The sequence below is a fragment of the Pseudomonas sp. NPDC087346 genome (genome assembly GCF_044744235.1).
Lineage (GTDB): Bacteria > Pseudomonadota > Gammaproteobacteria > Pseudomonadales > Pseudomonadaceae > Aquipseudomonas.
In genome coordinates this window covers 29112-52337 of sequence record NZ_JBIUXX010000024.1, presented here as the reverse complement: position 1 = coordinate 52337, position 23226 = coordinate 29112, and the positions used below count along the sequence as shown (strand labels likewise).

Genomic DNA, 23226 nt, shown 5'->3' with positions numbered 1-23226 from the left:
CGCAGCCCGACGGGGATAAATCCCCTCGCCACAGGAGTCCATCGTCAACAGAAATGCCTCCGCCAACAAAAATCGTCTCACCGAGCCGGCGTAATGCTCTGCACTTGCGGCGCACCATTGACCCGCACCTGCAACGCCGACTCCTGCGCCAACGGCCCCGGCGCTGGCCAGCGCATTACTGCGCCGGGCAGCACATAACCCAGCAGCCCTTCGGCCAGCGGTTTGCTCTGCCCGCCCTGTTTGATCGCAACATCCGTCAACCGCGCATGCACCGCCCCCTGATTGCGCACTTCGACAAACGGCCGACCGTCCACCGCCACGGTGCGCCAGCTCAATTGCGGCAAGCCAATACCTTTCGGGTCACGCGGGCGAGTGCTGTCTTCCTTGCTCCATAGCCCTGCGCCGTAGGCAAACAGCGGCACGGAATAACGCATCTGGAAGCGGATCGCCGCAGCGGTCTTGCTACCGTCGGCAGCGGGCGGTTGAGCGGAAGGAATTTCATCGATGATGATGCGGTAAGCCAGTTCCTGGCCTGGCGGCACGTCTTTGGTTCGGGTCAGGCGTACCAGTTGTTTCTGCCCCGGCTCGATCTTCGCCACGGGTGGACTGCCAATCACGTCGCGCTGATTCTGGTACTGCTCTTCAAACCCGCTCTGGCTCCAGCCGAACACGCGAATTTGCAGGTTAGCCGTCTCGTTGCCACGGTTCTCCAGCCACAACGCGCTGGCCTGTTGATCGGCTTCCAGCACCGGATCGATCGGCCAGATCAGCACCGAACTGGCGGCATGCGCATTGACCGCGCCCAACATGACCCCAACCGACATTGCGCACTGCACAAACCAGCGTCGTAACGTAACTGCCCCCATCAAACTGCTCCTTGTCGGCCATTCAAATTGCGCCTTACCACGACAATTGCACCTGCAACACGTCGCTGTACGTCCCCCCAGGCTGATTGCCCGGCAATTGCACCTGACCGTAAATCGGCAGGCTGATGTTGTTCGCATCGCTATAGGCCACCGCCACGCTCTGGCCGATACCCAGGCTCTGGCTGTAAGCCGCATCGCGGAAAAGCGCATAGGCCACCCGCGAGCTACCGCTGTTGAGCTGCATGTGCCGCCCACTGCTGTTGTATTGGCCGCCATCGACGCTCATGTTCAGCGTCACTCCCGGCGTGCATTGCAACTGCACACCGCCGGTCAGCGCCACTTGCACGGTGCCGGTGGCCAACGCCGAACGCGAGCCGAAGTTCAGCGCGCCATAGTTCGATACGCCGCCGACCACCAGACATCCTGGCGTCACCGTCGCGCTGACCTGAAAGCTCTGACTGGTCGCGGCCGTCAGCGGCGACGGCACACTGCCTGCGCAGAGCAGAAGCAGCGCGGCACAGCCATTGCGGACCATGACACTAGAACGTCAGTTCGACGGCGACAGTGTCGGTGTAGGTGCCCGCCGGCAATCCGGCCTTGCCCACCGCCTGACCGTAGATGTTCACCGTTTGTGCCACACCCGTACTGGCGGCGAGGTTGATCGTCCCGTCGATAGCAAGCAGCTGCGAATGCCCTGCATCGGTGTAAAAGTCGTACGGCACATAGTTGGCGACCCCGTCGTACAGCGCCCGCGTGCCACCCGGAGATTTCCCATCGTTGGCGCCGGCACGCACCTTGACTGTTGGTGTGGTGCCGCTGGAGCAGAGAATCGACAGCGCCCCGCCGCCACCGCCCAGCACTTGCCCGGCGGCCGTGGTGAACAGGCTGTTGGCGGTGCCGAAGTTCAAGGCACCGAAATTCAAGCCAGTCGAGCCGCCGGAACCGTTGACCTGGCAACTGCTGGTCAGGATCAGGCTGGAAGTGATCTGGCCAGTGACAGTGGTGGCGGCGTTGACACTGGAAACCAGCGCCAGGCCAAGCAGTGACAAACCAATCCTTGATGCAATACGCATGGTGTCCGTCCTCTACGGTTTTACCAGTCGAGCGTCACCGTCAGGGTGTCGGTATAGACACCTGCCGGAACCGCGCGGGTATTCGCCACCACTGAGCCAAATACCGGAATGGGTATCTGCGCACCGCTGGTGACAGCGAAATTGTGTGTTTGACCAATGCTGTAGCTCTGCCTGCCCGAGGCATCGAGAAACAGTTGATAGGGGATGGTCTGGCGGCCATTGCTCAGGCGCCGGGTGGTGCCGTCACCGTGAGCACCGCCGTTGATGGTGACGGTGAAGCCGGTGACCGAAGGGTTGCAGGCGACGTTGAGTTTGCCGCTGCTGTCGTTGTCGAGGCTGGCCTTGATCGGCGCATTCCAGGTCGGCCCCTGCTGACCGAAATCAAGGGTGCCAAAGTCGCTGACCGGGCTGCCGGGGTTGGCACCGTTGGTCACTTCGCACGCGGCGATCAGGATCAATCGCGCATGAATCTGCCCGCTGACCGTCGCCTGCGCCTCATCGGCGAGCAACAGCAGTGAACCTGCGGCGACGACCATCCAGTACTTGCTTGTCATTGCGCCCGTCCCTACTCCTTCAGGATCTATCGAACACCACGCTCGTCATTGAGCGCTCCTTCCTTGCGCAGCCCGAATCCGCCGGGTTGCCATTTGTAGCTGTGTACTCACCAGGTGACCGTCACCTTGACCAGATCCGAATAGCGACTGACCCGTGGCACCTGCGCCAACTGCTCGATCCGCGCATACAACGGCAACTCCACGCTGCCACTGTCCGGCACCCGCCCGCTGATGGGCACATCGACCATCAGCGGCACCTGTCGTGCGGCATCCCGATACAACTTGTAAGGGATCGGAACACTGCCAGCACCACCCGCCATGTAACGGACTTCACCGACACCGCCGTGCAGGCCGCCATCGACGCGCATCTGATACGGCGTATCAGGGTTGCATTCCAGACGCGGCAAGCGCTGATTGAGCAGCGCTGCGCCCATTGGCCCGGCCGGATCGTCGAGCCGTGCCGTACTGCCGAAATCCAGCACACCCAGTTGCTCGATGCCCGCCCCGCGCTGCTGGCCGATCAACTGGCAACCGCGCAGTACATCGACGCGCACTTCGACCTGAAGCTCCGCTGCATAAGCGGGTGCAACCAGCGCTGCCAACAATCCCATGACCACACGTGCATTCACTGCCCCATTCCTTGTGAGGGAGCCGCCCGAATAGCGTTACTGTGTTTCAGGTTAGCAACGGACCACGAATCCGCCAGTCGCTTGGATCCATTGGTCGGTCGGGATATGTTTCGAAAGGTTGGCAACTCTAAGAATCAAATCACTGGAAATAGCTGTACGTCCCGCAGAATACTGTTCAATTACCGCCCATTGTCGCCTAGCCTAAATAGAAGGCCCGACCGTCCTCTGGTTACACTAAGCTGCCGCGCTCCGAGGAGCCGGATCGACCGATACGGAGTGATCGCCCAGTGACCGTCCGCCCGCCCAATCGACCGCGCCTGAGCCAACGCTGGCCGGGGTTGCGCCGCCTGTTGGGCAAGGGCATGCCGGCCAATGCCGGTCGCGATGGCGGCGCCCAAACGATCCGCGATTATTTCCGCCACAAGGCGCTCGACCAGGGTTACACCCTCAGCCACGGCCAGCAACGGGTGATCGATTGCATGGCGCAGCAAGCCACCGTACTGCTCGGCGTCAACGCAAAAACGCCGCCAAGTCTGTACCTGTATGGCGCCGTCGGGCGCGGCAAGAGCTGGCTGCTTGATGGTTTTTTTCAGGCGCTGCCCATCGAGCAGAAACAGCGTCTGCATTTCCATGAGTTCTTCGCCCGGTTGCATCAGGACATGTTCCGCCATCGCCAGCAGCATGACGCGCTTGCCGCCGCTCTCGATGAGCAGTTAAAGGACTGCCGAGTGCTGTGTTTCGACGAGTTTCATGTGCATGACATCGGTGATGCGATGCTGATCACGCGGCTGTTCAAGGCGTTGTTCCAGCGCCGAATTCTGTTGCTGGTGACGTCAAACTATCCACCCGAGGGATTGCTGCCGAATCCGCTCTATCACGCCCGTTTCAAACCGGTGATCGAGCTGATCAACACTCGTATGCAGGTGATGGAAGTCGGTGGCCCGCACGATTACCGCAGTCAGGCGCGCAATCATGCGCATCAGTTGTTCACCCAAGGCCATTACGTGTGGCCCGCCTCGGCGGCGCAACGCCAGACCTTAAGTCTGCCGCAGCAGAATGCGCCGGCACTGCCATTGACCGTCGGCACCCGGCAGTTTCAGGCGCGCCTGTGTGATGACCGCAGCGTCGGTTTCACCTTCGATGATCTGTGCGAACAGCCGATGGCGGTGATGGATTATCTGGAACTGTGCCGACGCTTCGACCGCTGGATCATCGACGATCTGCCGCAACTCGGCGAATGCTCGACCGCCGCGCAGCAACGTTTCATCAACCTGATCGACGTGCTTTACGATCAGGACAAGCACCTGACGTTGCTCAGCCCAATGCCGCTGCGCGAAAGCCTCGGTGGCAACGCTATCGATCTGGCGCGCACGCGTAGCCGTTTGGGCCAACTACAGGAACGAACCGAACCTTGACACGCTCCTACAGGGATCTGCGTTCAGCAGGATTATGCGGCTATCATGTCGGCCATTCTCAGCGACCTCTTTATTGCGAACTCATACATGCATACCCTTGCTCAATTGCGCGCCGGCGAGTTGTCGGGCATCACCCGGCTGGATCTGTCTTGTGGTCTGACCGAGTTTCCGCCGGAAATTTTCGAGCTGGCCGACACCCTGGAAGTGCTCAATCTCAGCGGCAACGCCCTGAGTAGCCTGCCCGACGATTTGCATCGCCTGACCCGCATGCGCGTGCTGTTCTGCTCTGACAACCAGTTCACCGAGTTGCCCGAATGCATCGGCCAATGCGCCGCGCTGACGATGATCGGCTTCAGGGCCAATCGCATCGTCAACGTCCCGGGCGCCGCCCTGCCGCCGCTGTTGCGCTGGCTGATCCTCACCGATAACTGCATCGAAACCCTGCCTTCGGAGCTGGGCGAGCGACCGTTGCTGCAAAAATTCATGCTGTCCGGCAACCGCCTGCAAGCGCTGCCGCCATCACTGAGCAATTGCCATCGGCTGGAACTGCTGCGCATCGCCGCCAACCAATTCACCGAGTTGCCGCAGTGGCTGCTGACATTGCCAAGCCTGACGTGGCTGGCCTACGCCGGCAATCCGCTGGAAACCGAAGCCGATGCCGCCGCGCTTGAAGCGACGCCGCTGATCGACTGGTCGGCGCTGCGTCTTGAGGAGCGCTTGGGCGAAGGCGCTTCGGGGGTGATTTCCCGGGCGATCTGGCAACGCGCCGATCACTCATCGCAAGCGGTGGCGGTAAAGCTCTATAAAGGTGAAATGACCAGCGATGGCTCGCCGCTGCACGAAATGAATGCCTGCATCACCGCCGGGCTGCACCCGAATCTGATCCACGTCGAAGGTCGTATCAGTGGTCATCCTGACGGGCAGCAAGGGCTGGTCATGCAACTGATCGACCCGAGCTATCGCAACCTCGCGGCCCTGCCGAGCCTGGCGTCCTGCTCGCGTGATGTTTACACCGAGGATTGCCGTTTTACTGCCGACGTCGCGCTGCGCATCGCCCGTGGCATTGCCTCGGCGGCCGAACATCTGCATCAGCAAGGCATCACCCACGGCGATCTCTACGCTCACAACATCATGTTGAACGACCAGGGCGAATGTCTGCTGGGGGATTTTGGTGGCGCATCGTTCCATGCCACCGAGGACACCCTGGAAACCCGCGCGCTGCAACGTATCGAAGTGCGGGCCTTCGGGATTTTGCTGGAGGAATTGCTGGTGCGCATCGACTCGGGGTTGAGCGATGAGTTGCGTGGGGTGCTGGAGGAATTGGTGCAGCGTTGCTGTCAGCCGGATGTGCTGGCGCGGCCGGGGTTCAACGAAGTTGTAGCTGTATTGCAGAAACTGTGACCGCTGCGCGGTCAATCGCGGGCAAGCCCGCTCCCACAGGTTCAGCGGCGTGCACACATTTTGTGTACGACGCGAACCCTGTGGGAGCGGGCTTGCCCGCGATAGCAATCTTACTGAAACCGTAAATCAGCCCGCCAGACCGACAAACATATCCTGCACGTCATCATGGTTGTCGAGACCTTCGAGGAAAGCTTCAACTTCAGCCATCTGCTCATCGCTCAGACCGCTGACCGGGTTTTTCGACTGGTAGCCGAGTTTCGCCGACAGCACGGTGAAGCCTTGCTCCGGCAGGGCTTTCTGCACGGCGTCGAGGTCGGTCGGTTCAGTCAGGAACAGGGTCGCGCCCTCTTCGCCTTCTTCAAAATCCTGTGCACCGGCTTCGATAGCGGCCATTTCCGGATCGGCGTCCGGGGTATCCGGCGATGCTTCGATCATGCCAACGTGGTTGAAATCCCAAGCGACCGAACCGGAAGCGCCGAGTTGGCCCTTGCGGAATGCCACGCGGATTTCCGCCACAGTGCGGTTGATGTTGTCGGTCACGCATTCAACGATCAGCGGCACCTGATGCGGGGCGAAGCCCTCGTAGGTCACGCGATGGTATTGCACGGTCTCGCCCAGCAGACCCGCGCCTTTTTTGATGGCGCGGTCCAGGGTTTCCTTGGGCATCGAGGCTTTTTTAGCCTGTTCAACGACCAGACGCAGGTGTGCGTTGGTGGCGATATCTGCACCGTTGCGGGCAGCAATGGTGATTTCTTTCACCAGTTTGCCGAAGATTTTGCCCTTGGCGTTGGATGCCGCTTCTTTGTGTTTAACCTTCCACTGTGCGCCCATTACTCACTCTCTTGATCTGTGGCGCCGAGACATCTATTGGCCGACGCATGGCGCCAAGTTTATACGGCCTAAAGTCGGCAATCGACCAAAAAAACACATCGATGAATCGACATCTTCACCACAGCTTGTAGGGCGATTCTGAAAAGCCCATTGGTCATGACCATTCGGTCGCGCGGTTTCGTACCCTCTGTCATCCGTATTGCCTACAGAGCCCGTGCAAATGCGCAATGACAAGGAAAGTCCGTTTACCCTGACCCTGACCGACAGCCAACTGTGCCTGCCGTTACTGCGGTTCAGTGGTCTGGAAGCACTCAATCAGCCTTTCCGTTTCGAGATCGAGGTGATTGGCCTGGCGCCTGCCATGCCTCCCGATCAGCTCTTGCAGCGACCGGCATTTCTGCGCCTGAATAAACATCAGGGAATACATGGCCTGATCCAGAGCGTCAGTTGCGAACATCGCGGCACACATCGGATTGGCTATCGCCTGGTATTGGTGCCGTACCTTTTGGATCTGGCACAAACACTTGAACGCCGGGTGTTTACTCAATCGAGCGTGCCACAGATCCTTGCGCAATTGCTCGCCGAGCATGCCGTGCCGGCAGACAGTTACCGCATCGAGCTGACCGTCGGCCATTACCCTGCCCGACCGTTCTGCATTCAGTACGATGAAAGCGCGTTGGACTTGCTGCAACGCCTGTGTGAAGAGGAAGGCATCCACTATCACTTCGAACATCAGCCGGACGGCCACACCGTGGTGTTTGCCGATGACAGCCAGAGCTTGCCGCAGGAGCCGTTAACGATTGCGTTCAGTCTCGACGAAGACCCGCCATCACCCTGCGTCAGTGCGTTGTTCCAGCGCCACGATCCGCCACCGATGATGACCACGCAGCATATTCACAACCGTGGGCAACAGGCTTCTGTCGAAGGTGCAGCCAATCAAAATGCACCAAAACTCGCGCCGCTGAATATTTCATCCGAGCAACGTCACGTCGAGCAGCGCAGCCGTCGTCATCTGGAGCGCCATCGCTGCCACTATCGTTCAATCAAGGGTCGCAGCGATTGCACCGGTCTGCTCAGTGGACATCTGCTACAAGTCACGGAGCACCCGGTCAGCAGTTTCAACGAGCAATGGCTGATCACTGAACTGCGCCATCAAGGACAACAACCATCGATCCTCGACCCGACACTTGCCAGCCGCCGCTATCACAACGACTTCACCGCCCTGCCGTGGTCCACCGATTTCCGCCCGCCGTTGAAACAGCCGCGCCCGAACATTGCCGGCTATCACTTGGCGAGAGTGCTCGGCTCACCCGGGCAGCCCCCACAACTGGATGACCAGGGACGCATCGGTGTCAGTCTGTGGCCCTCGCCAGAGGTACAGGCCAATGACGGCATCTGGTTGCCGATTGCCCTGACCAGCGCCAACGGCCGTATCGCTCCCCACGAGTTGCCGCGCGCCGGCAGCGAAGTGTGGGTGAGTTTTCTCGACAGTGACCCGGACCGCCCGATTCTGTGCCTCGGCAGCCAACGCCAACCGCCACCACGCGATACGCACCCAGAGCCGGAAAGCAGCCTGCTACTGGACTGGCTGCTCAACAGCGCCGAACGCTGAAAATGCCTCCCCTGTAATAAATGGACTCGCCCAAGCCGAAGCGTCCGTGCGCCACGGTGGCATTCTTATAAAAGCCAGCGACAGCGAGGGTGAGGCCTTCGGGCTTGCCCGGCTCCTGCACCCGGTTCTCTAACCTGCGCCGAACGGGTCTTGGCGATGGGATAAGCCGTCTGATTGATCGGTTACCATCGCGAGCAGGCTCACTCCTACACCGGCGATCTTTGTAGGGCATGTAACCGTGAGCCTGTTCGCGGTAAGGCCGTAACTGTTGCGCCTATTCCTTTGGCACAACGTTATCCAACGCCTGATTCACCGCCAACTCCCCCAACATCACAACCTGAGCAATGCCCAACGCCGTATTGCGACCCGGTCCCTCCAGTGTTCCGGCGAAATCACCGAGCATCACCGTGGCCGAGGCCAGGGATTCGCAGGCGTTGGCCAGCAGGGATTCGGTGTCGGTTTGCGGGTTGACCATGAACATGCTGCTGGGGGTGTAGGGTGTTGCCATGATTTGTGCGGGAGATAAGTAGTGGTCGAGGGCGCGTTCGGCGGCTTCGTGGAGTTTTCTTGAGTTGAGGGATTCGTACGGCGATACAGGGTCTGTGATCGGTGGGTTGGGTGTAGTTTCGGGCATCAGCTGGAACTCCGGACAAGTACCCATCGAGGTACTTTGAAAGAATGACTTTCTGTCGTTGCCGCAGGTTGCGAACTTTGATTTTGTTTTTTAAAAGCAACATCAAAGAATCGCAGCCTGCGGCAGCTTCTACAGGAATACCGGGTAACTAGTGCGGCAAGCGGCGGCTATCCAGTACCCGGTTCACCATGAGTTCACTCAGCATGATCACCTGATGCAGCATCAGCATGGCCCGGCGCTGTGAATCGTCGAGCGCGCTGCCGATATCGCGGGCCATGTCGCTGGCGGCCGCTAATGATTCGCAGGCTTCGACGAGCAGTGTTTCTTCGTCCACGGTGAGATCGATGAGGAAGATCCTGCGCGACTTGCGTAACGGTGTTGAAGGTATCGAGACCTTCAGTGAGCCAGGGCTGAGGTAGAGGTAGAAGTTGATGGCGCGGTCGGTCGCATCTTTTATCTTCAGGGGGTCGAGGGCCGGGTCGTACGGGATCGGGTCGGTGTCTGGGGGATTGGGTGTGGCTTTGAACATTGATAAAACTCCAATTTGAACAATAGGAGCCATCACCCTCGCTACCAAACGGCGGGTGGCGGCCATGCGCGGGTTGGTAGACCGGTCAAATTGGGTAACCCGGCGCTCACAGAGGAGCCCCACGCATGCCCACCATACAAAGCCATATCTCAAAAAAGAAACAGCAACGAAGGTGTCGCAACAACGACAATTTAAGACGGGCTACCAAACCCGATCACTGTTTTGCAGTGACAGGCAAACGATATAGCCCGACCCATAGTCGTGTAAGCCGGCGGATTCTGGCGTACGCGTAGGTAACGGCGCAAGGCGTTGTAGCCTTTATGGCGTAACGGTTCGTGTACTTTAAACGTGCGCACCGGATTACGTTTAGGGACAGCTGATGTACCGCTTTCGCGAGCAAGCTCGCTCCCACATTTGGACCGCTTACATCCGGGGGAGATTGGTCGGCTGTCAGGCCGCCATCGCTGGCAGGCCAGCTCCCACAGGGATTGAGTGAACCTGTGAGGGATTGGGTGGCTGTCAGGTCGCTATCGCGAGCAGGCTCACTCCTACAGGGGGGGTGTCGGGCACAAAAATGGTGATCAACGTAAATTTACTGTGGGAGTGAGCCTGCTCGCGATGGCTTATTCACAGGCAATAGATATCTTCAGACATAAAAACCCGCCGTCCCGATCAACCGGGGCGGCGGGTTTTGTGGTTTCAGTCCTCGATCAAACCGTATCTACCTTCAATGAATGATCATTCAGCATGCCGCTGATGATCGTCGCCGTGTCGTGCCCGCTGGCGCCCCGGGGTCACGCCGTAGTGGCTGGCGAGGACTGAGGCCCCGCTATCAGTGACGGCGAATCCCTGGCCTCGGCGAAGGTGATGGCCAGTGACTTCGCCGGTTTTCTGGACGGTCCGCAGCGCAAGACGCTGCTGGGGGTTGCGCAGTTGATCAAACTGACGGAACTGGCGGAAGATCGGGCGCTGGATAATATTGAGTTGCCTGCATAGTGCACGGATGCAAATCAGCTTTTGTGGCGAGGGAGCTTGCTCCCGCTCGGCTGCGCAGCAGTCGTTAAAGCTGAGTACGCGGTGAAACTGATACACCGCATACACAGATTTCAGGGTCGCCTCTCAACCCAACGGGGATAAATCCCCTTGCCACAGTCGACCTTACTGCACAGGCAGTTACAGGATTTAGGCGTTCTTTCAGGCTTTATCAGCCTTGCCCGCCGCCGCAGCGAATTTCGCCAGGCGCACGTCCAGATGCCGGGGGCGGTTGCCGTGGTCTTCGGCGCGTTCCTTGCGGCGGATGGCGTTGCGCACCATCAATGAACCGAGGTAGCGAATCGGCTCCGGCGGGAAGTAGCCAAGCGGACCGTTGACCAGTGGCGAGCGTGTCCATGGGTTATCGAGCCCTTGCACCAGCGAGGCAAGTATCTGCCCGCCCATGTGACACGGGCCGACACCGCTGCCGGAGTAGCCGAAACCGTAAAACACGTTGCCACTGGCGCTCATCTGCCCGAAAAACGGCAACCCGGTGACGGATCGATCCGAGGGTCCGTTCCAGGTCGCATCGACTTTGACGTCGGCGAATGCCGGAAAAAAATCGCCGAGACTGCGCTTGAGCAACCCGGCATACGGCGATGGCTGATCGAACACCGGCAGCATCCGCCCGCCATAAGCGAAAGTGTTGCCGCCCTTGCCGAGCATGATCCGGCCGTCCGGGGTGTTGTGGTAGTAGTGCACGAAAATTCGCGAGTCGAGCACGCTGACGCCGCTGGTCAAACCGATTTCCTGCAACAAATCCGGGCGCGGTTCGGTGATCAGCATGTCGCTGGAAACAATCGCCACGCTGCGCTCGAACTGCGGAAACGCCCGCGCCATCCACGCATTCATCGCCAGCACCAAGCGGTCAGCAACGACGCTGCCGTTGGCGGTTTGAATCCGCGCCGGGGTGCCTTCTTCGAGACCGGTCATCGCGGTGTTTTCGTGAATTTTCACACCAAGCTGCAACGCCACCCGACGCAATCCGCGCACCAGTTTGCCCGGTTGCACACTGGCCGCCGCCGGCGAGAACCAGCCCTCCAGATGCTTGGCCGAACCGGCCATGCGTTGCACATCGGCGAGCGGACGCTGGGTGAACGAGTTGATACCGTTGCGCTCAAGCGCGGCGATCACTGCATCGGTCGAGCCGACCTGCGCACGGTTGGTCGCGGTGTACAGCGTGCCGTCGAGGCGGTAATCGGCATCCACGTCGTACTGCTCACAGAACTCGCCGATGGCGTGAATGCTGCGCTCGGATTCCTTGACCAGGCGCACCGCTTCTCCAACGCCGAACAGCCGTTCAAGGGTGAAATACTTGGCCGACCACGACAGCGCACAGCCACCGTTGCGACCACTGGCCCCGGCGCCGCAGATGTCGGCTTCGATCAGCAGCACATCGAGTTCCGGGTTCTGTTGTTTGAGCATGATTGCCGTCCACAACCCGGTGTAGCCGCCGCCAACAATGCACACATCGCTGCGCACCTCGCCTTGCAACGGCGGGCAAGTCTCGGACGTGTCGGCCTGCAAGGCCTGCTCCAGCCAAAACGGTCTCATGGGATTCTCCAGTCATCCGGCCACGACACAGCCTGCCGCGAACGCCGCAGCAGGCCGCGAGGCAAAGGTTTTCAGGTACGCAGGGGTTTGATCGTCAACGCATGATTGGGGATCGATGCGCGCGGTTCCATCACGCCGGCCGGGCGACTGTTCCAATGTGGAATCAGCACCAATGCCGAGAACAAAGCGCAACCGGCGAACACGATGAACACCGTCACCGAGTCGAAATAGCCCGGCAACAAGCCACCGAGTACGGCACCGACCGAGCCGCAGCCGTTGACGAATCCGGCAGCCGTGGCACCCGCCTTGGCTTTGCCGAAGTCGATGGCGGCCGCACCGCTGATCATCGAGTCCGGCCCGTATAAAGTCAGGCCCATGACAAACAGCAGCGCCACCACCAACAATACGCTGCCGGTGTGCAAGGCGCCCATGAACAGCGCGAGCGTCACGGTCAGTGCCAGCAGACTGATCACGCAGGCCGGCATGCGCCGGGCGCCGAACAGTTTGTCCGAAGCCATGCCGATCATGATCGGGCCGAGCAGCCCGGCCAGTTCAAACGAGGTCGGAATGATCGCCGCGCCGACTTTGCCAACGCTGGGCATTTGTTCGAAAACAATCACCGGGCCCCACAGCAGAATCGCGTAACGCGCCGGTTTCAGCATGAAGTACGCCAGCCCGAGCACCAGCACCGTGCGGTTGCGCATGATTTCCTTCAAGGGCTCCCAAACGCTGAGTTTGCTGTTGGCTTCAGTTTCTTCAGCACTCAGTACTGGCTCTGGTTCCACCGCTGGCAGACCGACGTCTTCCGGTTTGTCGCGCTGAAAGATGAAGAACAACACCGCGACCACCGCGACCACCGCTGCACTGGAAATGAACGCCGCGTGCCAGGTCCCGACTAGCGTATAGGCCCACCATCCGGCAAACGGCGACGCCACCAGACCACCGAATGCATAGCAGGAACTCCATAGCCCGAGCACTCGCCCGCGCTGTTCAGACGGGAAAAAACTGCCGAGGTTTTTACATAAACCCGACCAACCGGTGGACTGCGCCAGCCCCTGAATCAACATGCAGGTGGCGAAGATCGGTAGCGTCGCGTAACTGCCCATCACCAGTGCCGCCGCAGCAGAGATCAGCAATCCGCCGAGCACCACGACCCTTGGGCCAAAGCGGTCGGCGAGCATGCCCCAAGTGAATTGGCCGATGGCATAGGCCGCCAGATAAATCGCGTCGAGGTTGGCCATGGCCATTTTGTCGAGCATGAAGGTCGGGTCTTCGCCGATGCCCAGTTTGGCCACCGAAAAAGCTTTGCGGGTGAAGTAGAAAGCGGCGTACGCAAGCCAGGTGATCGCAAAAATCTGCACGCGCCAACGTGCGATGGTGCCGATGTGCTTGTTCATTGTGGTTCTGACCTCAGGGTGTGAGTGTGCCGGCAGAATTGGAAGAAAACGCCTGTGTTTTTATTGTTGAGCACTGCGCAATCGCCCTTCGTCCGGGGCGGTTGCGGTCAGATGAGTCCTGCTGTTGCACGCACAGGCTCATGGCCATCGTGCTGCTCGACCGAGCAGTCAGCGTTGGCGTGAGCCGATCAAAGCAATTACTGTTTAATAAATAAAATCGATTTATCGTATTTCACACATAAGCTCAGCTTGTTACTGACTTTGTAATCGGAGTAACGATGTCCGTCTCCCACGCCCAGCTCAAAGCGTTTCATGCCGTCGCCGTACACGGAAGCTTCACCCGTGCCGCCGAGCGGCTTTATCTGACGCAGCCGGCGATTTCCGATCAAGTGCGCAAACTCGAAGAACGCTTCGGTGTGTTGCTGTTTCATCGCAACAAACGTTCGGTGCGCCTGACTGATCTGGGCGAGCGCCTGTTGTCGATCACTCAGCGGTTATTCGTGATCGAAGCGGAAGCGCAGGAACTGCTGCAGGAGTCGCAAGCGTTGCAGACCGGCAGCCTGATTCTGGCGGTGGATGCGCCGGTGCATGTGCTGCCGCAGATTGCGCGGTTCTGTGAGCGCTATCCGGGGATCAGCGTGAAAATCGAGACCGGCAACACCGATGAATCGCTGTTTCGGCTGTTCAACTATCAGGCGGATCTGGCCTTGCTTGGGCGTGATGTCAGCGATGAACGGTTGCTGTGCGTGCCGCTGCGCAACGATCCAATGGTCGCTTTCGTCTCGCGCAATCATCCGTGGGCCGAGCGCGAATCGATTTGCCTCGAAGACCTGGACGACACGCCGCTGGTGCTGCGGGAAATCGGTTCGGTCACTCGGCAGACGCTGGAAGAGGAAATGGCTCGCGCAGGGTTTCGTATTCGTCCGGCGATTCAGGTTGAAGGCCGGGAAGCGGCGCGTGAGGCCGTGGTGGTGGGGATTGGCGTGGGTGTGGTGTCGGCGGCGGAATTTGGCGCGGATTCGCGGGTGTGTGCACTGCCGATTATTGACTGTACCCGGCGCTTGACCGAGACGTTGGTGTGCCTGCGTGAACAGAGTTCGCGGCGGGTGGTGGCGACCTTCCTCGATATGGTTCGCGAGAGTCTTGTGTAGACACTGCAGGCCTCATCGCTGGCAAGCCAGCTCCCACAGGTTCTGTGGTGTTCACAAAACCTGTGGGAGCTGGCTTGCCAGCGATGAAGGCACCTCGGAATCAGGTTGGCGCCAGCCCGAAGAACGCTTGAATCAGGCGCAATTCCCGCCGCCGCTCCATACACCCGATCATGTGCCGATTCACCAACCCCTCGCCAACAATCGGAATCGCCACCACCCGCGGATCATGGCTGACCTCCACCGACGACACCACGCCCACCCCCAGCTCAGCCGCCACCGCCTCAGTCACCGCCTCACGGCTATCGAGTTCCAGCAACACCCGTGGATGCACCGCCGCCTGCGCACAGGCCTGATCAAACGTGCGCCGAGTGATCGAACTCGGCTCGCGCAGCACCATGATCACTTGATCCAGTTCCTTCAGTTTCACCTCGGAAGAACGCTGCGCCCAAGGATGCCCGGCCGGCACCAGCGCGCAGATCCGTGATTCGCTGAGCGCCTGCAAATGCAGACCTTTACGCGGTTCAACCTCGGTCAATACCGCCACATCCGCATGCTCGGACAACAAAGCGCCCAGGGTTTCCTGCGCATTGCCCAGCCGCAGATTGACGGTGATCCCCGGATAACGCGCACGCAGGCTCGCAAGCATCGGCATGACCATGTGCGGGCCGTCCGCCGCCACTTCCAGCCTGCCCGTCAGCAACTGGCGGTTGGCTTCGAGCATGGTCTGCGCCTCTTCCGCCAGACCGAACATCGCCCGGGTGATCGCCGCCAGTTTGGTGCCCTCCTCGGTCAGCTCCACTCGTCGCGCGGTGCGCCGCAGCAAGGTGATCTGGTAATGCTCCTCCAGCGCTTTGATGTGCCCGGTGACCGCCGGCTGGCTGATGAACAGGCGCTCGGCAGCGCGGGTGAAGCTGCCTTCGCGGGCCACGGCGTCGAAAGCGCGAAGCTGGAACAGGTTCATGGATAACTCTCACTGATGGCTGGCATAACAACAAACAATTTGATTGATGGCACGCCGAATTGCAACTTATGCCCCGTAGCTTCATCCCCCAGCGCTTTGCGAGGACACAAGAATGAGTATTGCCGCACCCATCCTGCTCACTCCCGGCCCGTTGACCACTTCGGCCCGCACCCGTCAGGCAATGATGGTTGACTGGGGGTCATGGGATGACCGCTTCAATCAACTGACCGCCAGCCTCTGCGAACAATTGCTGGCGATCCTCAATGGCGCCGCGACCCACCATTGCGTGCCATTGCAGGGCAGCGGCACCTTCGCTGTCGAAGCGTCCATCGGTACTCTGGTGCCGCGCGACGGCAAAGTGCTGGTGCTGATCAACGGCGCGTACGGCAAGCGTCTGGCGAAAATCTGCGAAGTGCTCGGCCGTTCATTCAGCACCTTCGAAACCGCTGAAGACGAACCGACCACCGCCGCCGACGTCGATCGTCTGTTGCGTGCCGACGGCGACATCACCCACGTCGCGCTGATCCACTGCGAAACCAGCACCGGCATCCTCAATCCGCTGGCGGAAATTGCCCAGGTCGTCGCGCAACACGGCAAACGCCTGATCATCGACGCCATGAGTTCCTTCGGCGCGCTGCCGGTGGACGCGCAAAAAATCCCCTTTGACGCGCTGATCGCCGCATCCGGTAAATGCCTGGAAGGCGTGCCGGGGATGGGATTTGTCTTCGCTCGCAAAGAGTCGCTGGCCGCCGCTGCCGGCAACTCGCACTCGCTGGCAATGGACCTGTTTGACCAGCACAGCTACATGATGAAAACCGGCCAATGGCGCTTCACCCCGCCGACCCATGTGGTCGCGGCGCTGCACGAAGCCCTGCTGCAATACAACGAAGAAGGTGGCCTGCCGGCGCGTCATGCGCGTTACGCGGCCAACTGCCAGGCGCTGATGGAAGAGATGGCCAAGCTCGGGCTGAGCAGTTTCCTGCCGGCCGCGATTCAAGCGCCAATCATCGCCACGTTCCACGCACCGAAAGATCCGCGCTACCAGTTCAAGGAGTTCTACGAACGGGTCAAGGCCAAGGGTTACATCCTTTACCCGGGCAAACTGACCCAGGTTGAAACCTTTCGTGTTGGCTGCATCGGCCACGTGACCCCGGACGAAATGCGCGAAGCGGTGGCCGCTGTCGGCGATGTTTTGCGCGAAATGGAAGTGCTCGAAATCTAAGCCCCCACACAAATCCCCCTGTGGGAGTGAGCCTGCTCGCGATTGCTATCTGTCATCCACCATGAATGTCGACTGACACACCGCCATCGCGAGCAGGCTCACTCCCACATTGAACCGTGTTGCCAACATAGGATTCTTATTGCCATGAACTACACCAACCCAACCAAGCTGCAAGCCGCCATCCTCGACTGGGCCGGTACCGTGGTCGATTTCGGTTCTTTCGCACCGACTCAGATTTTTGTCGAAGCCTTCGGTGAATTCGACGTTCAGGTCTCCATCGACGAGGCCCGTGGCCCGATGGGCATGGGCAAGTGGGATCACATCCGCACCCTGTGCGATCAGCCGCAGGTTGCCGAGCGTTATCGCAAAGTGTTCGGCCGCACGCCGACCGACGACGACGTCACCGCTATCTATAACCGCTTCATGCCGCTACAGATCGAGAAGATCGCCGAGCACTCGGCACTGATTCCCGGCGCGCTGGACACCATCGCCAACCTGCGCGAGCAAGGGATCAAGATCGGCTCCTGCTCCGGCTATCCGAAGCAGGTCATGGATAAAGTCGTTGAACTGGCCGCCACCAACGGTTACGTCGCCGACCACGTGGTCGCCACCGACGAAGTGCCGAACGGGCGTCCATGGCCGGCTCAGGCACTGGCCAACGTGATTGCGCTGGGCATCGACGACGTCGCCGCCTGCGTGAAGATCGATGACACCGTGCCGGGCATTCTCGAAGGCCGCCGCGCCGGGATGTGGACGGTCGCGCTGATCTGCTCGGGCAATGCGCTGGGTCTGGATTACGAGGGTTTCCGCGCCTTGAGTAGCGACACACTGGCCAGCGAGCGCAAGCGCATCCACGCCCTGTTCGAAAGTTCGCGCCCGCACTACATGATCGACACCATCACCGATCTGCCGGAAGTGATCGCCGACATCAACAAGCGTCTGGCCAAGGGTGAAATGCCGCAATCGAGCTGATCCAGCCCCTTGCTGCAAACAAAAACGCCAGTGTCTGCCCGACACTGGCGTTTTTTTTGGCAAACCCCTGACTCAGCGCATTGAAAGACCGATCAGCATCAGGCAAATCCGCCAAAGCGGATTACAGTTAAAGCATGCCGTCGCACAAGAACGGCACATGTCGACCCTGATAGCTGAGGAAACACCGTATGCCGTGGACAAGTTCCGAATCACGTTACAGCACCGTGTCGGTCCTGCTGCACTGGCTGATGCTGGTGTTGTTGGTGCTGGTGTATGCCAGCATGGAATTACGCGGTATTTTTCCCAAGGGCAGCGGCGGCCGCTCGCTGATCCGCGAAGTGCACTACATGCTCGGCCTGACCGTGTTCGTGCTGGTGTGGTTTCGCCTGCTGGCGCGCAGCATTGGCCCGGCGCCGAAGATCTTCCCGGCTTCGCCGCAATGGCAAACTATCCTGGCGCGGCTGATGCACTGGGCGTTGTACCTGTTCATGATCAGCATGCCGATACTCGGCTGGCTGATCACCAGCGCCGAGGGGCATCAGGTGATGTTCTATGGCTTTGATCTGCCGCTGCTGGTCAATGAAGACAAGGCATTCGCCAAGCAGGTCGAGCACTGGCACGTACTCGTCGGCACGATCGGTTACTGGCTGATCGGACTGCATGCGCTGGCGGGGATTTATCATCATTACGTGGTGAGGGATAACACGTTGCTGCGGATGATGCCCAAGCGCGCTGAACGCTGACCTTGCCGCTACTTGGTTACCTGAGGTGAAGTGGTTTCCTAAGGTGAAGATGTCTCCTGTGGCGAGGGGATTTATCCCCGTTGGGCAGCGAAGCGGCCCCAACTCTACGCTTGCATTCAGCCTGAATTATCGCGTGCGCAGGGTATGGGACTGCTGCGCAGTCCAACGGGGATAAATCCCCTCGCCACAGAGTATTTGATTAGCTCGATATTGCTCGGCGGCCCTGCAGGCCGCCGGTATGCACGAAGATCAGGCGTGTGCCTGCGGGGAATCTACCGCTTTCGATCTGTTGCCTGAGCGCCAGCAGTGCCTTGCCGGTGTACAGCGGTTCCAGCGGGATGCCACTGGCCTGTTCGGTCTGCTCGATGAACTCAAGCAATAACGGATCAACCTTGGCAAAACCTTCACGGCTGGCGTCGATCAGCTCGTACGCCCGCCCCTGCAATCCCGCCTCATGAACAATCGCCTCGACCTGCGGCGCCACGCCGTGATCATCGGGCACCGCCAGTGCGCCATAGACCGGATGTTCACCCGCCTCCGCCAACACCAGTCCCGCGAGTGTCGTCCCGGTGCCGCAGGCCAGCCACCAACCGTGATAATCGTTCCAGCCCAATCCGGCCAATTGCGCGTTGACCTGTGCCTTCAACGCCACGCATCCAAGCGCCCCAAGCAACCCGCCGCCGCCCTCTGGCACTGCTTGCAACGTCGGATATTGCTCGCGCCAAGGCAGCCAGAAGTCCGGCTCATGCCGCGCCCGATACCCGGCGTAACCCAGCCAGTGCAGTTGCATGCCGAACGTCTGCAAATCCTTCACGGTCGGGGTTTCCTGCGGATGCCCGCGCAACAGCCCTACGGTTTTGAATCCCAGACGCTTGCCCGCAGCCGCCAGTGCATGCAGATGATTGGAGTGCGCCCCGCCAAGACTGATGATGCCTTCGGCCCCCGCACGGTCGGCGGCTTTGAGGTGTTCGACGAGTTTGAACCACTTGTTGCCGCTGATCAGCGGGTCGATCTGGTCCAGACGCAGGATCGCGACTTCAATGCCGGCGGCAGAGAGCCAGTCCAGTTGAAGCGGTTCGAGGGGGGCTTGGGGTAGCCAGTTTGCTGAAGGATAAAGCATGGATGCCAGGTGAGCTCAGATAGAACTGGCATTCTAGTCGCTCATAAGCAGCCATCGCGAGCAAGCTCGCTCCCACATTGGATTTGATCGATACAAAACCTGTGGGAGCGAGCATGCTCGCGATGGCCATTGGCACGCTAAACCTGCAACCTTAGAGTTCAGCCGCCAGACGCGAACCCTGGTTGATCGCACGCTTGGCATCCAGCTCGGCCGCCACATCGGCGCCGCCGATCAGGTGTACGTTCTGCCCTGCTTCCACCAGACCGTCATGCAACTCACGCAGCGGGTCCTGACCGGCGCAGATAACGATGTTGTCCACCGCCAGCAATTGCGGCTCACCGGTTTCGCCGATGCGGATGTGCAGGCCTTCGTCGTCGATCTTCAGGTATTCAACGCTGTTGAGCATCTGCACCTGCTTGTTCTTCAAACCGGTACGGTGAATCCAGCCAGTGGTTTTGCCCAGACCGTCGCCGACCTTGGTTTTCTTGCGCTGCAACAGGAACACTTCACGGGCCGGCGCATGCGGCGCGGCTTTGATTCCGGCCACACCACCGCGTGCCTCAAGATTGGTGTCGATGCCCCACTCTTTCCAGAACGCAGCGCGATCCTGACTGGTGGCCACGCCTTCATGAACGAGGAATTCCGATACGTCGAAACCGATACCACCGGCGCCGATCACCGCTACGCGCTTGCCCACTGGTTTGCGTTCGAGGATCACGTCCAGATAGCTCAGCACCTTGGCGTTCTCGACACCCGGAATCGCCGGGGTACGCGGTGCGATACCGGTAGCGAGAATGACTTCGTCGTAACCGCCTTCAACCAGTTTCGCCACATCGACGCGGGTGTTCAGGCACACCTCGACGTTAGTGGTCTGCAGCTTGCGCTTGAAGTAGCGCAGGGTTTCGAAAAACTCTTCCTTGCCCGGCACACGCTTGGCGATGTTGAACTGGCCACCGATTTCGCTGGCCGAATCAAACAGCGTCACTTGATGCCCACGCTCGGCGGCCACGGTGGCGGCGGACAAACCGGCAGGACCGGCACCCACCACGGCGATTTTCTTGATCTGCTTGACCGGCAGATAGTTGAGTTCGGTTTCGTGGCAGGCGCGCGGGTTGACCAGGCAACTGGTGAGTTTGCCGCCAAAGGTGTGGTCCAGACAGGCCTGGTTGCAACCGATGCAGGTGTTGATTTCGTCGGCGCGGCCTTCGGCAGCCTTGTTGACGAAATCCGGGTCGGCGAGGAACGGCCGAGCCATCGAGACCATGTCGGCATCGCCTTCAGCCAGAATCTGCTCGGCAATTTCCGGCGTGTTGATACGGTTGGTGGTGATCAGCGGAATGCTCACCGAACCACGCAGCTTGGCCGTGACCTTGCTGAATGCCGCACGCGGCACTTTGGTGGCGATGGTCGGAATCCGCGCTTCGTGCCAGCCGATGCCGGTGTTGATGATGGTCGCGCCGGCCTGCTCGATAGCTTTGGCCAGAATCACGATTTCATCCCAGGTGCTGCCGCCTTCGACCAGGTCGAGCATCGACAGGCGGAAGATGATGATGAAGTTCGGGCCCACGGCTTCGCGCACCCGGCGGACGATTTCCACCGGCAGACGCATGCGGTTTTCGTAGCTGCCGCCCCAACGGTCGGTGCGGTGGTTGGTGTGCGCGGCGAGGAACTGGTTAATGAAATAACCTTCCGAGCCCATGATTTCCACGCCGTCGTATTCGGCGGTTTGCGCCAGAACCGAACAGGTGACGAAATCGCTGATCTGCTTCTCGATGCCTTCCTCGTCCAGCTCTTTTGGCTTGAACGGGTTGATCGGCGCCTGAATCGCACTCGGCGCGACCTGTTTCGGGCTGTAGGCATAGCGCCCGGCATGGAGAATCTGCATGCATATCTTGCCGCCCGCCTCGTGTACCGCGCGGGTCACGATCTGGTGCTTGAGCGCTTCTTCTTCGGTGGTCAGTTTGGCCGCGCCGGAATAAACGCCACCCTCGTCGTTCGGGCCGATACCGCCAGTCACCATCAGACCTACGCCGCCACGGGCACGCTCGGCGAAGTACGCCGCCATGCGCTCGAAGCCGCCCGGCTTCTCTTCCAGGCCAGTGTGCATCGAGCCCATCAGGGTGCGGTTGCGCAACGTGGTGAATCCCAGGTCCAGCGGGGCCAACAGGTGCGGGTAATGAGCGGCGGTCATCGGTAACTCCACAACGAGCGATCACGGATAAATTGCAGGAGCTCTTCGTCTCCCGTCAGGCATGTTCGACAGACTAAGAGTCGCACCGCTGTCACTCAATGACCGTAACTGACAAGTTAATGATCAAAATGCGCAGCGCCCCTTGGCAAGCGCGGGCATGGGCCCTACCCTAGGCATCACACTCTGTACCCGGTTGTTGTTGGTTTTCATGCGCAAACTTTTGTACCTGACTTTTTCCATGGCCCTTGTCGCCGTCCTCACCACCTACGCCATGTGGGCGGCAGACCGGCCCGCGGGGCATTATCTGTCGGACCTGCGCATCAAACTGGCGGTCGATCAAGGCACTCCAGCCGATCGCGGCAATCTTCTTGGCATCCAGCCGGAATTGTTTCCCACCGACTACCAAAGCCCCGACCGTTTGCACCGCAAGCTCGCGGCTTATTTGCAGCAAGCGCAGAATCAGGGGCTGCTCAACGACAAGACCGTCGTGGTGCTGCCGGAGAATGTCGGCACCTGGCTGATGATCAGCGGCGAGAAAGACGAGCTGTATCAAGCCGCCACCTTCACTGAAGCAATGAACTGGCTGGCGGCGAGCAATCCGTTGCTGTTTGCCCGCGCCTGGCTCAATGCCAAGGGCAGCGACCGCCTCAATGACGCGCATCTGCGGATGAAATCCAAAGCCATGGCCAAGGACTATCAAGCGCTGTTTGGCGGTCTGGCCAAGGAATTCCATGTAACCCTGGTCGCCGGTTCGATCGTGCTGCCCGAACCAAGTATCCGCGATGGCCAGCTCAAACCCGGCAGCGGCCCCCTGTTCAACAGCAGCGTGGTCTTCGGCAGTGACGGCGTGCCGCTCGGCCAACCGCAGCGGCAAATGCACCCGATCTTCGATCTGCGTGATGTGATCGACGCTGAAGACAAACAGGCGATCAACGTCGTCGACACCCCGGCCGGGCGCCTGGGCGTGTTGATCGGCAGCGACAGCTGGTATCCGGACAACTACCGCAAACTCGACGAGCAAGGCGCGCAAATTATCGCGGTGCCGGCGTACGTGAGCGGTCATGATGCGTGGGATAAACCGTGGCGCGGCTACAAGGGTTCGAGCACCCCGGGTTCGGTCAGCCTCAAACCCGGTGAAGTCAGCGAAGGTCAGGCCTGGCATCGCCTGACGCTGATTGCACAACCGCCCAGCAGCCGGGCGATTGCCGGAATGAGTGTGTTCCTGCGTGGCCAGCTCTGGGACAAGTCGAGCGCGGGGCAAAGCTTCCTCAGCAGCAACGGCCAACAATTCGCCGATGGCGAAGCCCGTGGCGCACGTTTGCTGAATGTCTGGTTGTAA

Annotated in this window: 22 protein-coding genes; 9 read left to right on the top strand and 13 right to left on the bottom strand. The window is 60.1% G+C overall.

Annotation, left to right across the window (positions count from 1 at the left end; translation table 11 throughout):
- Positions 1 to 77: 77 nt before the first annotated feature.
- The 5 genes from ACIOZM_RS16055 to ACIOZM_RS16035 form a co-directional block, all read right to left on the bottom strand.
- A complete protein-coding gene (locus tag ACIOZM_RS16055; RefSeq protein WP_401215600.1) occupies positions 78 to 866 on the bottom strand; it encodes a molecular chaperone in 789 nt (262 codons plus the stop codon).
- Positions 867 to 900: 34 nt separating this feature from the next.
- On the bottom strand, positions 901 to 1401 hold the full coding sequence (locus ACIOZM_RS16050) for a spore coat U domain-containing protein (RefSeq protein ID WP_401215598.1): 501 nt from the start codon (positions 1399 to 1401) through the stop codon (positions 901 to 903).
- A gap of 4 nt (positions 1402 to 1405) precedes the next feature.
- A complete protein-coding gene (locus ACIOZM_RS16045; RefSeq protein ID WP_401215596.1) occupies positions 1406 to 1939 on the bottom strand; it encodes a spore coat U domain-containing protein in 534 nt (177 codons plus the stop codon).
- Between the two features lie 20 nt (positions 1940 to 1959).
- Entirely contained in the window at positions 1960 to 2493 is a 534-nt protein-coding gene (locus ACIOZM_RS16040) for a spore coat U domain-containing protein (RefSeq protein WP_401215595.1), read from the bottom strand.
- 107 nt (positions 2494 to 2600) lie between these two features.
- On the bottom strand, positions 2601 to 3122 hold the full coding sequence (locus tag ACIOZM_RS16035; RefSeq protein ID WP_401215593.1) for a spore coat U domain-containing protein: 522 nt from the start codon (positions 3120 to 3122) through the stop codon (positions 2601 to 2603).
- Between the two features lie 287 nt (positions 3123 to 3409).
- Here ACIOZM_RS16035 and zapE point away from each other — a divergent pair, with 287 nt between their 5' ends.
- Together zapE and ACIOZM_RS16025 are read left to right on the top strand one after the other, a co-directional pair.
- The gene (gene zapE / locus ACIOZM_RS16030; protein WP_401215591.1) at positions 3410 to 4537 is read left to right on the top strand and encodes a cell division protein ZapE; all 1128 of its coding nucleotides are present in this window, start codon (positions 3410 to 3412) and stop codon (positions 4535 to 4537) included.
- Between the two features lie 87 nt (positions 4538 to 4624).
- A complete protein-coding gene (locus tag ACIOZM_RS16025; protein WP_401215590.1) occupies positions 4625 to 5938 on the top strand; it encodes a protein kinase in 1314 nt (437 codons plus the stop codon).
- Between the two features lie 126 nt (positions 5939 to 6064).
- Here the strand turns inward: ACIOZM_RS16025 and ACIOZM_RS16020 are convergent, their stop codons facing one another.
- Positions 6065 to 6769 (bottom strand): YebC/PmpR family DNA-binding transcriptional regulator, encoded by a 705-nt coding sequence (locus ACIOZM_RS16020; protein WP_401215589.1) that lies wholly within the window; start codon positions 6767 to 6769, stop codon positions 6065 to 6067.
- A 220-nt stretch (positions 6770 to 6989) separates the two neighbouring features.
- On the opposite strand from ACIOZM_RS16020, the gene ACIOZM_RS16015 reads away from it, so the two are divergent.
- On the top strand, positions 6990 to 8381 hold the full coding sequence (locus tag ACIOZM_RS16015) for a type VI secretion system Vgr family protein (RefSeq protein ID WP_401215588.1): 1392 nt from the start codon (positions 6990 to 6992) through the stop codon (positions 8379 to 8381).
- A 274-nt stretch (positions 8382 to 8655) separates the two neighbouring features.
- On the opposite strand, the gene ACIOZM_RS16010 is transcribed toward ACIOZM_RS16015, so the two are convergent.
- Both ACIOZM_RS16010 and ACIOZM_RS16005 read right to left on the bottom strand, forming a co-directional pair.
- A complete protein-coding gene (locus tag ACIOZM_RS16010) occupies positions 8656 to 9015 on the bottom strand; it encodes a DUF6124 family protein (protein WP_401215586.1) in 360 nt (119 codons plus the stop codon).
- Between the two features lie 148 nt (positions 9016 to 9163).
- Positions 9164 to 9544, bottom strand: a complete 381-nt coding sequence (locus ACIOZM_RS16005; RefSeq protein ID WP_401215584.1) for a DUF6124 family protein — start codon at positions 9542 to 9544, stop codon at positions 9164 to 9166.
- 867 nt (positions 9545 to 10411) lie between these two features.
- Between ACIOZM_RS16005 and ACIOZM_RS16000 the strand changes: the two genes are divergently transcribed.
- The gene (locus ACIOZM_RS16000) at positions 10412 to 10540 is read left to right on the top strand and encodes a DUF6124 family protein (RefSeq protein ID WP_401215582.1); all 129 of its coding nucleotides are present in this window, start codon (positions 10412 to 10414) and stop codon (positions 10538 to 10540) included.
- A 198-nt stretch (positions 10541 to 10738) separates the two neighbouring features.
- Here the strand turns inward: ACIOZM_RS16000 and ACIOZM_RS15995 are convergent, their stop codons facing one another.
- The gene (locus ACIOZM_RS15995) at positions 10739 to 12130 is read right to left on the bottom strand and encodes an FAD-dependent oxidoreductase (protein ID WP_401215580.1); all 1392 of its coding nucleotides are present in this window, start codon (positions 12128 to 12130) and stop codon (positions 10739 to 10741) included.
- 71 nt (positions 12131 to 12201) lie between these two features.
- Entirely contained in the window at positions 12202 to 13527 is a 1326-nt protein-coding gene (locus ACIOZM_RS15990) for an MFS transporter (RefSeq protein ID WP_401215578.1), read from the bottom strand.
- Between the two features lie 278 nt (positions 13528 to 13805).
- Here ACIOZM_RS15990 and ACIOZM_RS15985 point away from each other — a divergent pair, with 278 nt between their 5' ends.
- Positions 13806 to 14678, top strand: coding sequence for a LysR family transcriptional regulator (locus ACIOZM_RS15985; RefSeq protein WP_401215576.1), 873 nt, complete (start codon positions 13806 to 13808; stop codon positions 14676 to 14678).
- A gap of 100 nt (positions 14679 to 14778) precedes the next feature.
- Here the strand turns inward: ACIOZM_RS15985 and ACIOZM_RS15980 are convergent, their stop codons facing one another.
- Positions 14779 to 15639, bottom strand: a complete 861-nt coding sequence (locus ACIOZM_RS15980) for a LysR substrate-binding domain-containing protein (protein WP_401215574.1) — start codon at positions 15637 to 15639, stop codon at positions 14779 to 14781.
- Between the two features lie 112 nt (positions 15640 to 15751).
- Here ACIOZM_RS15980 and ACIOZM_RS15975 point away from each other — a divergent pair, with 112 nt between their 5' ends.
- From ACIOZM_RS15975 to ACIOZM_RS15965, 3 genes are all read left to right on the top strand, one after another.
- Entirely contained in the window at positions 15752 to 16861 is a 1110-nt protein-coding gene (locus ACIOZM_RS15975) for a 2-aminoethylphosphonate--pyruvate transaminase (protein WP_401215573.1), read from the top strand.
- A 144-nt stretch (positions 16862 to 17005) separates the two neighbouring features.
- Positions 17006 to 17833, top strand: coding sequence for a phosphonoacetaldehyde hydrolase (gene phnX / locus ACIOZM_RS15970; protein WP_401215571.1), 828 nt, complete (start codon positions 17006 to 17008; stop codon positions 17831 to 17833).
- Between the two features lie 188 nt (positions 17834 to 18021).
- Positions 18022 to 18576 carry a cytochrome b gene (locus ACIOZM_RS15965; RefSeq protein WP_401215570.1) on the top strand — a complete coding sequence of 185 codons (555 nt, stop codon included), beginning with the start codon at positions 18022 to 18024 and terminating at the stop codon, positions 18574 to 18576.
- Positions 18577 to 18775: 199 nt separating this feature from the next.
- On the opposite strand, the gene ACIOZM_RS15960 is transcribed toward ACIOZM_RS15965, so the two are convergent.
- Both ACIOZM_RS15960 and ACIOZM_RS15955 read right to left on the bottom strand, forming a co-directional pair.
- The gene (locus ACIOZM_RS15960) at positions 18776 to 19696 is read right to left on the bottom strand and encodes a 1-aminocyclopropane-1-carboxylate deaminase/D-cysteine desulfhydrase (RefSeq protein WP_401215568.1); all 921 of its coding nucleotides are present in this window, start codon (positions 19694 to 19696) and stop codon (positions 18776 to 18778) included.
- A gap of 151 nt (positions 19697 to 19847) precedes the next feature.
- The gene (locus tag ACIOZM_RS15955) at positions 19848 to 21887 is read right to left on the bottom strand and encodes an FAD-dependent oxidoreductase (protein WP_401215566.1); all 2040 of its coding nucleotides are present in this window, start codon (positions 21885 to 21887) and stop codon (positions 19848 to 19850) included.
- Positions 21888 to 22095: 208 nt separating this feature from the next.
- On the opposite strand from ACIOZM_RS15955, the gene ACIOZM_RS15950 reads away from it, so the two are divergent.
- A complete protein-coding gene (locus ACIOZM_RS15950) occupies positions 22096 to 23226 on the top strand; it encodes a carbon-nitrogen hydrolase family protein (protein WP_401215564.1) in 1131 nt (376 codons plus the stop codon).

Excerpts from the sequence above, each read along its gene's own strand:
- ACIOZM_RS16005 (WP_401215584.1), bottom strand. The coding sequence starts at position 9,544 with ATGTTCAAAGCCACACCCAATCCCCCAGACACCGACCCGATCCCGTAC.
- ACIOZM_RS15985 (WP_401215576.1), top strand. The coding sequence starts at position 13,806 with ATGTCCGTCTCCCACGCCCAGCTCAAAGCGTTTCATGCCGTCGCCGTA.
- ACIOZM_RS16020 (WP_401215589.1), bottom strand. The coding sequence starts at position 6,769 with ATGGGCGCACAGTGGAAGGTTAAACACAAAGAAGCGGCATCCAACGCC.
- ACIOZM_RS15965 (WP_401215570.1), top strand. The coding sequence starts at position 18,022 with ATGCCGTGGACAAGTTCCGAATCACGTTACAGCACCGTGTCGGTCCTG.
- ACIOZM_RS15980 (WP_401215574.1), bottom strand. The coding sequence starts at position 15,639 with ATGAACCTGTTCCAGCTTCGCGCTTTCGACGCCGTGGCCCGCGAAGGC.
- ACIOZM_RS15975 (WP_401215573.1), top strand. The coding sequence starts at position 15,752 with ATGAGTATTGCCGCACCCATCCTGCTCACTCCCGGCCCGTTGACCACT.
- ACIOZM_RS16000 (WP_401215582.1), top strand. The coding sequence starts at position 10,412 with ATGGCCAGTGACTTCGCCGGTTTTCTGGACGGTCCGCAGCGCAAGACG.
- ACIOZM_RS15950 (WP_401215564.1), top strand. The coding sequence starts at position 22,096 with ATGCGCAAACTTTTGTACCTGACTTTTTCCATGGCCCTTGTCGCCGTC.
- ACIOZM_RS16015 (WP_401215588.1), top strand. The coding sequence starts at position 6,990 with ATGCGCAATGACAAGGAAAGTCCGTTTACCCTGACCCTGACCGACAGC.
- ACIOZM_RS15955 (WP_401215566.1), bottom strand. The coding sequence starts at position 21,887 with ATGACCGCCGCTCATTACCCGCACCTGTTGGCCCCGCTGGACCTGGGA.
- ACIOZM_RS16045 (WP_401215596.1), bottom strand. The coding sequence starts at position 1,939 with ATGCGTATTGCATCAAGGATTGGTTTGTCACTGCTTGGCCTGGCGCTG.
- ACIOZM_RS16050 (WP_401215598.1), bottom strand. The coding sequence starts at position 1,401 with ATGGTCCGCAATGGCTGTGCCGCGCTGCTTCTGCTCTGCGCAGGCAGT.
- phnX (WP_401215571.1), top strand. The coding sequence starts at position 17,006 with ATGAACTACACCAACCCAACCAAGCTGCAAGCCGCCATCCTCGACTGG.
- ACIOZM_RS16040 (WP_401215595.1), bottom strand. The coding sequence starts at position 2,493 with ATGACAAGCAAGTACTGGATGGTCGTCGCCGCAGGTTCACTGCTGTTG.
- ACIOZM_RS16010 (WP_401215586.1), bottom strand. The coding sequence starts at position 9,015 with ATGCCCGAAACTACACCCAACCCACCGATCACAGACCCTGTATCGCCG.
- ACIOZM_RS16055 (WP_401215600.1), bottom strand. The coding sequence starts at position 866 with ATGGGGGCAGTTACGTTACGACGCTGGTTTGTGCAGTGCGCAATGTCG.
- ACIOZM_RS16025 (WP_401215590.1), top strand. The coding sequence starts at position 4,625 with ATGCATACCCTTGCTCAATTGCGCGCCGGCGAGTTGTCGGGCATCACC.
- ACIOZM_RS15990 (WP_401215578.1), bottom strand. The coding sequence starts at position 13,527 with ATGAACAAGCACATCGGCACCATCGCACGTTGGCGCGTGCAGATTTTT.
- ACIOZM_RS15995 (WP_401215580.1), bottom strand. The coding sequence starts at position 12,130 with ATGAGACCGTTTTGGCTGGAGCAGGCCTTGCAGGCCGACACGTCCGAG.
- ACIOZM_RS15960 (WP_401215568.1), bottom strand. The coding sequence starts at position 19,696 with ATGCTTTATCCTTCAGCAAACTGGCTACCCCAAGCCCCCCTCGAACCG.